Origin of the sequence: Sediminibacterium soli (assembly GCF_009939225.1) — a bacterium.
Taxonomy (GTDB): Bacteria; Bacteroidota; Bacteroidia; order Chitinophagales; family Chitinophagaceae; genus Sediminibacterium; species Sediminibacterium soli.
In genome coordinates this window covers 342,985-355,022 of record NZ_JAACJR010000003.1, presented here as the reverse complement: position 1 = coordinate 355,022, position 12,038 = coordinate 342,985, and the positions used below count along the sequence as shown (strand labels likewise).

Annotated in this window: 15 protein-coding genes; 12 read left to right on the top strand and 3 right to left on the bottom strand. The window is 49.9% G+C overall.

Annotation, left to right across the window (positions count from 1 at the left end; all coding sequences use genetic code 11):
• Window positions 1-71 precede the first annotated feature (71 nt).
• Together GWC94_RS01635 and paaE are read left to right on the top strand one after the other, a co-directional pair.
• Window positions 72-665, top strand: coding sequence for a TetR/AcrR family transcriptional regulator (locus GWC94_RS01635; protein ID WP_161833257.1), 594 nt, complete (start codon window positions 72-74; stop codon window positions 663-665).
• Window positions 666-767: 102 nt separating this feature from the next.
• Window positions 768-1,847 (top strand): 1,2-phenylacetyl-CoA epoxidase subunit PaaE, encoded by a 1,080-nt coding sequence (gene paaE, locus GWC94_RS01630; protein ID WP_161833256.1) that lies wholly within the window; start codon window positions 768-770, stop codon window positions 1,845-1,847.
• An 8-nt stretch (window positions 1,848-1,855) separates the two neighbouring features.
• Here paaE and GWC94_RS01625 read toward each other — a convergent pair whose 3' ends face one another.
• Window positions 1,856-2,563: a hypothetical protein gene (locus GWC94_RS01625; RefSeq protein WP_161833255.1), complete on the bottom strand. Its 708-nt coding sequence runs from the start codon at window positions 2,561-2,563 to the stop codon at window positions 1,856-1,858.
• 1 nt (window position 2,564) lies between these two features.
• Window positions 2,565-3,221: a GDSL-type esterase/lipase family protein gene (locus GWC94_RS01620; protein ID WP_161833254.1), complete on the bottom strand. Its 657-nt coding sequence runs from the start codon at window positions 3,219-3,221 to the stop codon at window positions 2,565-2,567.
• A gap of 130 nt (window positions 3,222-3,351) precedes the next feature.
• Between GWC94_RS01620 and paaA the strand changes: the two genes are divergently transcribed.
• From paaA to GWC94_RS01570, 10 genes are all read left to right on the top strand, one after another.
• The gene (gene paaA, locus GWC94_RS01615; protein ID WP_161833253.1) at window positions 3,352-4,290 is read left to right on the top strand and encodes a 1,2-phenylacetyl-CoA epoxidase subunit PaaA; all 939 of its coding nucleotides are present in this window, start codon (window positions 3,352-3,354) and stop codon (window positions 4,288-4,290) included.
• Window positions 4,291-4,419: 129 nt separating this feature from the next.
• Window positions 4,420-4,704, top strand: coding sequence for a 1,2-phenylacetyl-CoA epoxidase subunit PaaB (gene paaB, locus GWC94_RS01610; RefSeq protein ID WP_161833252.1), 285 nt, complete (start codon window positions 4,420-4,422; stop codon window positions 4,702-4,704).
• A gap of 106 nt (window positions 4,705-4,810) precedes the next feature.
• The gene (gene paaC, locus GWC94_RS01605) at window positions 4,811-5,575 is read left to right on the top strand and encodes a 1,2-phenylacetyl-CoA epoxidase subunit PaaC (protein WP_161833251.1); all 765 of its coding nucleotides are present in this window, start codon (window positions 4,811-4,813) and stop codon (window positions 5,573-5,575) included.
• Window positions 5,576-5,577: 2 nt separating this feature from the next.
• Window positions 5,578-6,090, top strand: a complete 513-nt coding sequence (gene paaD, locus GWC94_RS01600; RefSeq protein ID WP_161833250.1) for a 1,2-phenylacetyl-CoA epoxidase subunit PaaD — start codon at window positions 5,578-5,580, stop codon at window positions 6,088-6,090.
• A 38-nt stretch (window positions 6,091-6,128) separates the two neighbouring features.
• Window positions 6,129-6,905, top strand: a complete 777-nt coding sequence (locus GWC94_RS01595; protein ID WP_161833249.1) for an enoyl-CoA hydratase-related protein — start codon at window positions 6,129-6,131, stop codon at window positions 6,903-6,905.
• 1 nt (window position 6,906) lies between these two features.
• Window positions 6,907-7,329, top strand: a complete 423-nt coding sequence (gene paaI, locus GWC94_RS01590; protein ID WP_202628599.1) for a hydroxyphenylacetyl-CoA thioesterase PaaI — start codon at window positions 6,907-6,909, stop codon at window positions 7,327-7,329.
• 55 nt (window positions 7,330-7,384) lie between these two features.
• Window positions 7,385-7,984, top strand: coding sequence for an acyltransferase (locus tag GWC94_RS01585; RefSeq protein ID WP_161833248.1), 600 nt, complete (start codon window positions 7,385-7,387; stop codon window positions 7,982-7,984).
• 117 nt (window positions 7,985-8,101) lie between these two features.
• Entirely contained in the window at window positions 8,102-9,100 is a 999-nt protein-coding gene (gene obgE / locus GWC94_RS01580; RefSeq protein WP_161833247.1) for a GTPase ObgE, read from the top strand.
• A 274-nt stretch (window positions 9,101-9,374) separates the two neighbouring features.
• Window positions 9,375-9,791: a hypothetical protein gene (locus GWC94_RS01575; RefSeq protein WP_161833246.1), complete on the top strand. Its 417-nt coding sequence runs from the start codon at window positions 9,375-9,377 to the stop codon at window positions 9,789-9,791.
• Window positions 9,792-9,922: 131 nt separating this feature from the next.
• A complete protein-coding gene (locus GWC94_RS01570; RefSeq protein WP_161833245.1) occupies window positions 9,923-10,117 on the top strand; it encodes a hypothetical protein in 195 nt (64 codons plus the stop codon).
• 15 nt (window positions 10,118-10,132) lie between these two features.
• On the opposite strand, the gene typA is transcribed toward GWC94_RS01570, so the two are convergent.
• Window positions 10,133-11,947: a translational GTPase TypA gene (gene typA / locus GWC94_RS01565; protein WP_161833244.1), complete on the bottom strand. Its 1,815-nt coding sequence runs from the start codon at window positions 11,945-11,947 to the stop codon at window positions 10,133-10,135.
• Between the last annotated feature and the right edge of the window lie 91 nt (window positions 11,948-12,038).

Below are 12,038 nucleotides of genomic sequence, written 5' to 3'. Positions count from 1 at the left end.
TCTTCCCCCCAAACTAACACCCGGAAGTATTTCGAACAGGAATTTTAACTAACAAATGTTATCTTCGTGGCATGGCACGGATCAAAACTGAGAAAAATATCTCCCGGAAAGACGTGATCGTAACCAAAGCCGCCGCGCTTTTCAGGGAAAAAGGCTTTAAAGCAGCCAGCATGCGCGACCTGGCCGAATCGGTTGGCGTGGAAGCGGCCAGTCTGTACAACCACATCAAATCAAAAACCGAACTGCTGCACGAACTGTGCTTTGGCGTTGCTAACCGGTTTATGCAGAAAATAGACGAGATAGAGGCCGGCCCGGGCACGGCGATTGAGAAAGTGGAGAAACTGCTCCGTTTTCATATCAATGAAATGATCGAGCATTACGAGGAGGTGTATGTAAGCGACCGCGAATGGAAACACCTCTCCGATCCCTATCTCTCCAATTTCCAGAACCAGCGGCGTATTTACCGCAAACGTTTTGCCGCCATTATCGAGAACGGCATCCGCAACAAAGAGATCAAGAAGATCGATGCGCCTACCGCCGTGCTCATTATGCTACACGCCGTAAGCGGCATAGAAAGCTGGCACCGCTCCACCCAGAAGATCAGCGCCGAATCGCTTGAAGACAATATGATTACGATATTGGTGGGGGGGTTGGTGAACAGGTAGGGAGTTGAGACGTGAAACGTGAGTTATCGTGAGTGGCGTGGGTTTTTTTGACAGAGGAGGGTGGGGTTCTGATTGTTGAATTTTGACTTTTGACTTGCTTACATGGCCATACATTTTCATCCGCTTGTTATCAGTGATATCAGGAGAGAGACCGCAGACTGTGTTTCGATTGCGTTCGCCGTGCCGGAATCCCTGGCGGAGACATTCCGTTTTATACAGGGACAATACATTACCCTGCGTACCCATCTCAACGGCGAGGAAATAAGAAGATCTTATTCTATCTGCAGCAGCCCGCTGGACCATGAGCTCAGGGTGGCGGTGAAGAAGACGGAGCAGGGCCTTTTTTCGGGCTTTGCCAATACACAACTGAAAAAAAGCGACGCTCTCGAAGCAATGCCGCCCATCGGCAAATTCTTTACGGAACTGGATCCGGCTCAGAAAAAACAGTACACGGGTTTCGTTGCAGGCAGCGGTATTACGCCATTGTTATCCATTATCAAAACAACGCTGCGCACCGAACCGTTAAGCAGCTTTACATTGGTATACGGAAACCGCAACAGACATTCCATCATTTTTAGGGAAGAACTGGAGGCGCTGAAGAACCAATACATGGACCGGTTCCGCGTGATCTATATACTCTCGAGGGAAAAGACAGATGCGGAGATCAATTTCGGCAGGATCGACGGAGAAAAATGCTGCGCACTTTGTGAGAAAACGATCGATGCAGACAGTACGGACGCATTTTTTCTCTGCGGACCGGAGACCATGATCTTTTCGGTAAAGGAACAGCTGGAAAAACTGGGTGTTGAACCCGCCAAGATCCATTTTGAATTGTTTACCACACCGGGCGCAAAAAAGCATACCGGTCAGCAGCAGCATACCAACGAAAAAACCGAAGCCAAAAGCCGGATCACAGTAAAGCTCGACGGTATCAGTTTTGATTTTGACCTGGGCTTCAACAGCGAACCCATCCTGGATGCGGCCCTGAAACAGGGCGCCGATCTTCCCTATGCATGCAAGGGCGGTGTATGCTGTACCTGCCGCGCAAAACTGCTGGAAGGCGAAGTGGATATGGAAGTCAATTATGGCCTGGAACAGGAAGAAATAGAACAGGGATTCATCCTCACCTGCCAGTCGCACCCGCGTACAGAGAAAGTGGTGGTGGATTTTGATGTAAAATAACCGGCGGGCTACTTCCCACTGATCAGCTTCTCAAAATCCGGCTTGTCAAAATCAAACTCTCTCATTTTCGAATCCTTACAATAATTAACGATCACCGGGAACTGCCTGATCTTACCTGCATCGATCATCAGGTAATATTGCTTTTTGCCTTTGTTAAACCGGTCTTCAAAAACAGCAATTCCTTTTTTACTGTCGACCAGGTGAATAACAAGCGAATGCTGCGGTTTTTCAATACCGGTCAGCTCAAACGCAAATGTCTTTGCGTCCTGTCTCGTGAAGGAAAGGATTTTATTGGCTGTCAGTCCCTCCCCATAATCATCAAGAAACGCGGTGTCTGTTATGTTAACCCGGTAATACCCGTAAAAATCACTGGGATGATAGAGATAGTATTTGTTTTTATACCATTCCAGCGGCACCCATTTTCTTGGCAGGCCCGTAACCGGTTTCCTGGTAAGTTTCCGTTTATTTTTGGCCAGGTAGGCAAGTGAGTTTTTGAGTGCTTCCCTGCCGAACCTGTCCACCGAAAAATCGGCCGCCCGGCGGTAATACCGTGAACGTTTATCGATATCGATAAATACCGTGTGGTACAACTCTGAATCCCCTTCTGTAATGAATTCGCGCATCAGGAAAATGGTGTCCCGCTTTTTTTGTCCCGTCACCTGCATAACGGCACACAATGCGATCACCGATAATCCTATGCGAACCCTGTTGCGCATATTATTTTTTTAGTTTTCTCTGAATGATCGGCTGCCATATCGCATACCCTTTCGCATTCATATGCAGGCTGTCCTGTACAAATATCCCGCCTTTTTCAGAACCATCGCTGTTCAGCATGGCATCGTACACGTTGATATAAGCTGTATTGGCCTTCCGGCGAAGAAAATCCCTGATCAGTTTATTGGCTTCGATAACAACGGGACGGAATTTTCTTCTGCTCGGACTGGGTTTGACAGAGATAAAAGCCACCGGCACATTGCCCAGGTGGGAACGGATCATACCGAACAATTGCGTAAACCTTTTCAGTACCGTCTGGGCGGTCACTGTATCCGATGCGGCAATATCGTTCTCACCGCAATAGATCACGATCTGTTTGGGTTGGTAGGGATAGATGATCTCATCCGCATACCGTATTACATCGGGTAAGGAAGATCCTCCGAATCCCCGGTTCAGGATCGCATAACCCGGAAAATAAGACTGCACATCGGTCCATTTGGTAAAAGAGGAACTTCCCACGAACAGGATCATTCCTTTCGCCGGCATCTGCAGGCTGTCTTTTTTCCTGAATGCATCGATCTCTTTCCTGAACGGCGGGGTGTTCTGTGCATACACATGCAAACAGAGCCCCGTTAACAGCACAAACAATAGCTTTTTCATGCAGGAAAGATAGTGACCATCTGCGGCTACCATGTAAATGCTAACAAAATCCTCGATTTTATGTATTGAAAAAGCTAACATTTGTTAGCGATTCGGCTGATTTCTGTACATTTACGTCTCAATCGTTTATATGGAGAAGAACCTGGAAGACATATTTCAGGATAAGATCGACAGGGAGATCCGCATCGAGCCGAAGGACTGGATGCCGGAAAAATACCGGCAGACACTGATCCGCCAGATCAGCCAGCATGCGCACAGCGAGATCGTTGGCATGCTGCCCGAGGGCAACTGGATTACGCGTGCACCCAGCCTGCGCAGGAAATCGATACTGCTGGCCAAGGTGCAGGACGAAGCCGGGCATGGTCTCTATCTGTATTCCGCCGCCGAAACACTGGGCATCACACGTGATGAGATGTATGAACAGCTGCATTCAGGCAGGGCTAAATATTCTTCCATCTTCAATTACCCCACACTAAGCTGGGCCGATATGGGTGCCATAGGCTGGCTGGTAGACGGGGCCGCTATTATGAACCAGGTGCCGCTTTGCCGCGCAAGCTTCGGTCCCTATGCCAGGGCGATGGTGCGTGTTTGCAAAGAAGAAAGCTTTCACCAGCGCCAGGGCTTTGAAATACTGCTCACGCTCAGCAGGGGAAACGAAGCACAGAAGAACATGGCGCAGGATGCCCTTAACCGTTGGTGGTGGCCCAGCATCATGATGTTCGGTCCCACGGACGACGAAAGTCCCAACACGATACAAAGCATGCGCTGGAAGATCAAACGCTTCACCAACGACGAACTGCGCCAGAAATTTGTAGACATCTGTGCAGACCAGGTAAAGATATTGGGACTGACCCTGCCCGACAAAGACCTTACATGGAACGAAACCCGCGGTCACTACGATTTTGGACCGATCAACTGGGACGAGTTCTGGCAGGTGGTCAGCGGCAACGGTCCCTGCAACAGGGATCGTCTCAACGCCAGGAAAAAAGCCTGGGAAGACGGCGCCTGGGTAAGGGAAGCGGCATCGGCCTATGCAGAGAAGAAAAAGAGCGAACAGAAAGTGGCGTAACAGTTGAAAGGCTGATCGGCTGATAAGTTGAATGGTTATATGGCTTAATTGTCATACAGCCTGATTGCTTACAACTGATCCGAACCATATAACAATTGAACCTATCTACCAACAATCTAATAGACTGACATGAACAAAGAATGGCCTCTCTGGGAAATATTCATCCGCAGCCGCCAGGGACTGGATCACAAACATGTGGGCAGTCTGCATGCGGCCGATGCACAGATGGCGATCGAAAACGCGCGCGACGTGTATACCCGCCGCATGGAAGGTGTGAGCATCTGGGTTGTTGAGAGCAAACACATCCATGCCAGTAATCCCACCGAAGCCGGTGAACTATATGATCCGGCCAATGACAAGGCTTACCGGCACCCGACCTTTTACGATCTGCCCGATGAGGTCAAACATATGTAATACCATCCTCCCTGTCCGCCTGTCTCTGCGCTAATACAACGTTCCCGGTTTTCGGAAAATAACAACAGAGACACGGCGGCACGGAAGGTACACCAAACAGTTAGACATGGCTGACCAGATAACCGATACCACAAAAAGCAGGCTTATCCATTATGCAACGCACCTGGGAGACAATGCACTCATCCTGGGACACCGCAACAGCGAATGGTGCGGGCACGGACCGGTACTGGAACAGGATATCGCCATCTCCAATATTGCGCTGGACCTGCTTGGCCAGGCGCGTAATTTTTACCAGTATGCAGCGGAATTAACCGGTAATGGCGCCACGGAAGATACCCTGGCCTACCTGCGCGACGTACCGGATTTTAAGAATACCCTGATCGCTGAATTGCCCAACGGCGATTGGGCGCAGACGGTTTTGCGACAGTTCTTTTTCAGCGCTTACCAATATTATCTTTACCGGCAGCTGCAGAAAAGCGGTGATGCACAATTGGCTGCCATAGCGGAAAAAGCGTGGAAAGAAGTAAGCTATCACCTGCGCTGGAGCAGCGAGTGGGTGATACGTCTTGGTGACGGTACGGAAGAGAGTCATGAAAGAATGAACCGGGCGCTTGACCTGCTCTGGACGTATACCGGCGACATGTTTATTCCGGAAGCATACGAAACGGAAGTGTTTGCCGTGGATCCTGCGCGGGTCAAAGCAGACTGGGAACAAAAAATAAAACAGGTTCTGGAAGAAGCAACACTGACTGTTCCGGAAAATACCTGGACGCAATCGGGAGGCAAAAAAGGAATACATTCCGAACACCTGGGTTATATCCTTGCAGAAATGCAGTTCCTGCAAAGAGCCTATCCCGGCGCAGCATGGTGATCATGAAAACAACGGCAACACATATCGACCCGGCCATACAGCATATCCGTGAGATACTGGAAACGGTGCCCGACCCCGAAGTGCCCGTTTTATCGGTGATCGATCTGGGTATCGTCCGCAATATCGAAACAGAGGGCCGGTGTGTGGAAATAACGGTTACGCCCACGTACAGCGGATGCCCGGCCATAGACATGATGAAAATGCATATCCGCATGGCGCTGCTGCAGGCCGGATTTCAGGATATCGTGATCAACCAGACATTATCGCCTGCCTGGACAACAGACTGGATCAGCGAATCGGGCAAACAGAAACTGAAAGCATTTGGCATTGCGCCGCCCCTTCCCGCTCAATCGGTTTGTACGCCCGACCATTTTCAGCGGGAGGAGGCAATTCAGTGCCCGCTCTGTAACTCGTACCGTACAAGAGTGGTATCGCAGTTTGGCAGTACGGCATGCAAGGCCCTGTACCAGTGCAATGATTGCGGAGAGCCGTTTGATTATTTTAAGTGTCATTGAGATAGCAAAGCCTCTTATTTTAATAATAAACGATTTTTATGTCTTCCATTCTGTTCCATACAGAAAATAGTGTTGCGTTCATCACACTGAACCGGCCCGACAAACTCAATTCCTTTAACCGGGAAATGGCGCTTCGGTTACAGGAAGCGCTTGACACCTGCCGGAAAGATACCGGCATCAGGTGTATACATATCAGCGGTGCAGGCAAGGGATTTTCTGCAGGACAGGACCTGGCGGACGTGGTGGATCCCGATGGCCCGGGCATGGGCCGGATACTGAGCGAACAGTATAACCCGATCATACAAAGACTCCGCTCCCTTCCCAAACCGGTTGTGGCTGCGGTAAACGGTGTGGCGGCAGGTGCGGGTGCCAATATAGCGCTGGCCTGCGATATCGTGGTGGCCGCAGCATCGGCATCGTTCCTGCAGGCATTTTCAAAAATAGGACTGGTACCTGACAGCGGCGGCACCTGGCATCTGCCAAGACTGGTTGGCTTTCAGCGCGCAAGCGCACTGATGATGCTGGGCGATAAAGTGTCTGCCGCGGATGCGCTCTCGATGGGGATGGTATACAAAGTGTTTGCAGACGAAGCACTGGCCGATGAAAGCAAAAAGATAGCGGTCTCGCTGGCGGCCATGCCCACCAAAGCGCTGGGGCATATCAAAGAACTGCTGAATCATTCTGCCACCGGCGATCTCAACGGGCAGCTGCAGCTGGAAGACACTTTTCAGCAGGTCTGTGCCGCAACACATGATTTCAGAGAAGGTGTACAGGCTTTCCTCGAAAAAAGATCTCCCAACTTCAAAGGCGAATAATATGGACGAAAAAGACCTGCTTGCAAAAAAAGTGGTGAACCGGATGCTGGAAACCGATTATTTCAGCCGGTGGATGAATGTACAGGTACTCGATGTAAAAGAAGGGTACAGCAGGATACAGATGGTGCTGCGAAAGGAAATGCTCAACGGCTTCGGCATTGCCCACGGCGGTATCAGTTTTGCACTTGCCGACAGCGCCTTCGCATTTGCGTGCAACAGCGATGGCATGATCACCGTGGCGCTGGATGCATCGATCTCTTTTCCCAAACCCGGCCGGGAAGGCGATACACTTACCGCAGAAGCAAAACGCATCAGCCAGACCAGGCGCACAGGCCTGTACCTGATCCATGTTACCAACCAGCACAACGAACTTGTGGCCCTCTTCAAAGGCACCTGCTACAAAACAGACAAACATTTACCCTAAGCCCGGAAGTTGATTTGGTTCTGCATTTTCAAATTATCAAATTTTCAAATTATCCATGGTCTACGCCTACAAAGATTTCATCCCCGTCATAGATCCCTCGTCTTTTGTGCATCCGCAGGCAGCCGTTACGGGCAATGTGGTCATCGGTAAAAATGTATACATCGGTCCCGGCGCAGCCATACGCGGCGACTGGGGCGGCATTGTTATCGAAGACGGCTGCAATGTGCAGGAGAACTGTACCATTCATATGTTTCCGGGTATTACCGTGGTGCTGAAAGAAAATGCACATATCGGTCATGGCGCCGTTATCCACGGGGCGCAGATCGGAAAAAACTGCCTGGTGGGAATGAACAGCATTATCATGGATGAAGTTGTGCTGGGCGACGAATGCATTGTTGGTGCACTGAGTTTTCTGAAAGCCGGTGAAGTATTCGAGGCAAGAAGCCTGATCGTCGGCAATCCTGCAAAAAGAACAAAAGCCGTCAGCGATGACATGATACGCTGGAAAACAGCCGGCACCCGACTGTACCAGTCCCTTCCCGCAGACATGCGCGCCAGCTGGAAAGAAACCGAGCCGCTGAGGGAAATACCACCCGGCAGACCGGCGCAGGAAGTGCTGTACCGGACATGGGAAGAAATGAAACCGGGGGACTGATCGTTTTTCATCGCTCAAAAGAACCCTGTTCTGACTGTTATACCTTGTATGACAGGGCGCCGATAACCATTAGCATCGATAAACCAACCGAACAAACCAAATACCTACCTTCGCGCTGTGTCGGAAAAGAACTTTATAGACTATATCAGGATATTTGCGCGGAGCGGCCATGGAGGTGCGGGATCGCGTCATTTTATGCGCAACAAGCTTACTGCTTACGGCGGACCCGACGGCGGTGACGGCGGTCGCGGAGGACATATCATTCTTAAAGGCAACAGCAATCTATGGACATTGCTGCACCTGCGGTACTTCAAGAATGTGCTTGCGGAAAATGGAGAGAACGGCAGCAAAAACAATTCCACCGGCAGAGACGGTAAAGACATCATCATAGAAGTGCCCCTGGGAACGATCACGCGTAATGAAGAGACCGGGGAAAAAGAAGCAGAAATACTTCAGGACGGCCAGGAAATCATCTGGCTGCGCGGCGGCCGCGGCGGTTTGGGTAACGGCAATTTTGCCACTCCCACCAACCAGGCGCCCGAACATGCACAACCCGGCGAACCAGGCATGGAAGGATGGAAGGTCATCGAACTGAAAGTGCTCGCCGATGTGGGTCTTGTGGGTTTCCCCAATGCAGGTAAATCAACTTTGTTATCGGTGATCACTGCGGCAAAACCCAAGATCGCGAATTATGCATTTACCACACTGGTACCGCAACTGGGTATGGTGCAGTACCGCGACCAGCGCTCGTTCTGCATTGCAGACCTGCCCGGCATTATCGAAGGAGCGGCAGAGGGAAAGGGACTGGGCCATCGCTTCCTGCGGCATATAGAACGCAATTCCGTTTTGCTGTTCCTGCTACCGGCCGACAGCAAAGACCATAAACAGGAATTTGAGATACTCAGAAAAGAACTCGAAGAATACAATCCCGAATTATTGCAGAAAGACTTTATCATCGCAGTAAGTAAAAGCGATATGCTGGATGAGGAACTGAAAGAAGCGATCGCAAAAGAACTGCCGCCGAATATCCCGCACTTATTCATCTCTTCCGTCACCCAAACCGGTCTTATGGAATTGAAAGACCTGCTCTGGAAGACAATTACAGAAAATAAATAATGTATTGTTTTTACGAACAACTGTTCGTTATTAACCATTCTGTTAAGATTAAAATAATGACCGGAATTTACATACACCGGGGTTACCTTTGCTCCCGTTAACGTATTAAGAGTAGCTACTTGGTTCGATGTACATCATAGATTAACCTGGATTACCGTTACGGTACACGTACATCTTCCGATTGTTCCCATGTATGATAAGCTGTTTGCCGCCGCGGCCCAACCGGTCCGCCCTGGAATTTTATTGTATAATAAAAAATTAAATATTGAGGATTATGAAAACACAAGCAATCGTTACAATCGCTAAAAGGTTCTTTTTTGGTAACCTGTTAGCCGCAACAATGTTCCTGTCTGCCAACGCCAACACCACCGATAAGACCGCTGCTTTCGAAGCAACCAAAGCAGAAGTTAAATACACAGGTGTTGACAAAGACAACCAACTGTCTTTCAAAGTAACTTACAGCAACCCTTCGGGCAGCACTTTCCTGTTGTCTGTTCTGGACGAGCAGGGTGAAATACTGTACAAGTCACATTTTGAAGACAAGAACTTCAACAAAACTTTCAAACTGCCGAAATCAGAAGTGAGCAAGCTCACTTTCGTGATCGAAGATCCCAAGACCGCTGCCATTGAAAAATACAGCGTGAATGTGAAAACAAGCGTGCAGGAAGAAGTAGTTGTTAGCAAGAACTAAGGTTCACTTCATTTATTTTGAAAGCCATCATGCTGCCGCATGGTGGCTTTTCTTTTGAGCAGGGCCTCTGTCTCAGGTCTGACGACCCAAGTCTCACGCCAACATCATCCGTAATCCGTTAATTTTACCAAATGCAGGAACAGCCATGTCTTTTTTGCGGGCAGTCTGTGCAGCTGGTGCATGTGCACGGGCATTACCAGTGCCCGGTATGTCATACCAATGCCTTGCCCTGCTGCGACGGCGATAACTGCGAAACCAACCAGTTACTGTCAGAGGCAGTGCATAAAAAAAGCCATCTGCACAAGACAGATGGCTCTGAAGAATAAAATATCGTTGCCGGGTTATCCCACCGCTTCGCTCTGCATGCTCCTCTGGTTCTTCTTGCGGTCTTCTTCGTTCAGTATCACTTTACGCATACGGATATTCTTGGGAGTTACTTCGATGCACTCATCCTGCTGGATGTATTCCATACATTCTTCGAGTGTAAACTGAAGTTTTGGCGTAATGCGCACACTGTCGTCGCTTCCGCTGGCACGGTGGTTGGTAAGTTTTTTCGCTTCCACGGCATTTACGTTCAGGTCGCCTGGTTTAATATGCTCGGCGATGATCTGTCCTGCATACACTTCTTCTCCCGGATCGATAAAGAAAGCGCCGCGGTCCTGCAGTTTATCGATGGAATAAGCGGTGGTGGTTCCCTGGAATTTGGAGATCAGTACGCCGTTGTTTCTTCCGGGGATGGGGCCTTTCCATGGTTTGTAATCAACGAAACGGTGCGCCATCACGGCCTCACCGGCGGTGTTGGTCAGCATCTGCGAGCGCAGGCCGATCAGTCCGCGTGAAGGGATCTCGAATTCAAGGTGCTGCATTTCGCCCTTGCTTTCCATTACCTGCATCTCTCCTTTGCGCTGGGTAACCAGGTCGATAACCTTACCGCTGAAGTCTGCCGGAACATCCACCACCAGGTTTTCATAGGGCTCGTGTTTTTTGCCATCGATTGTTTTCACCAGCACCTGCGGGTTACCAACCGTCAGCTCATACCCTTCGCGACGCATGGTTTCTACCAGTACACCGAGGTGAAGGATACCGCGTCCGTAAACCAGAAAGCTATCCGCACTGTCTGTGTCTTCCACACGCAGCGCAAGGTTTTTCTCGGTTTCTTTCATCAGTCTGTCGCGCAGGTGACGTGAGGTAACGAATTTTCCATCCTTGCCAAAGAACGGCGAGTTGTTGATGCTGAAGGTCATGCTCATCGTAGGTTCATCCACGCTGATCACCGGTAATGCCTCGGGATTTTCCGCGTCGGCGATGGTATCCCCGATATTGAAATCTTCCAGACCCACTACGGCACAAAGATCGCCCGATAATACCTCGCTTACCTTGCGTTTGCCCATTCCTTCAAACACATACAATTCTTTTACACGCACTTTTTTTATCGAACCGTCTGTCTGCATCAGGGCCACCTGCTGGTTTTCCCTGATAGAACCACGGGTCACTTTTCCGATGGCAATACGACCCAGGAACGATGAGTAATCGAGCGAAGTGATCTGCAGCTGCAGGTTACCCTCGGTTATTTTCGGGGTGGGTACATATTTGAGGATGCCATCCATTAACGGCGTGATATCTTCAGAGGGTGTAAGACTGTCGTTGAACCAACCGTTCTTACCGCTTCCATAGAATGTGGGGAAGTTGAGCTGCTCTTCCGTTGCGTCCAGGTTGAAGAACAGTTCGAACACCGCATCGTGCACTTCATCAGGACGGCAATTGGGTTTATCCACTTTATTGATCACCACGATGGGGTGCAGGTTCAGCTGCAATGCCTTCTGCAATACAAAACGCGTTTGAGGCATCGGTCCTTCAAACGCATCCACCAGCAGTATCACACCATCGGCCATTTTCAGTACGCGCTCCACTTCACCGCCGAAATCGCTGTGCCCCGGGGTATCGATCACATTTATTTTGATGTCTTTATAGGTTACGGCCGCGTTTTTGCTGAAAATGGTGATGCCACGCTCCCTTTCCAGGTCATTGCTATCCATGATCAATTCGCCCGTTTCCTGGTTGTCGCGGAAGACCTTTGTGGCATGTAATATCCTGTCTACCAATGTCGTTTTGCCATGGTCAACGTGTGCGATGATGGCAATGTTTCTGATTTCCATGTAAAAAATTAAGCCGCAAAGGTACGGGATTGCCGGCGTAGGGCAAAGTGAAAGAATCGCTAAGTTAGGGGGCGGGGGGGGCGTGAGACGT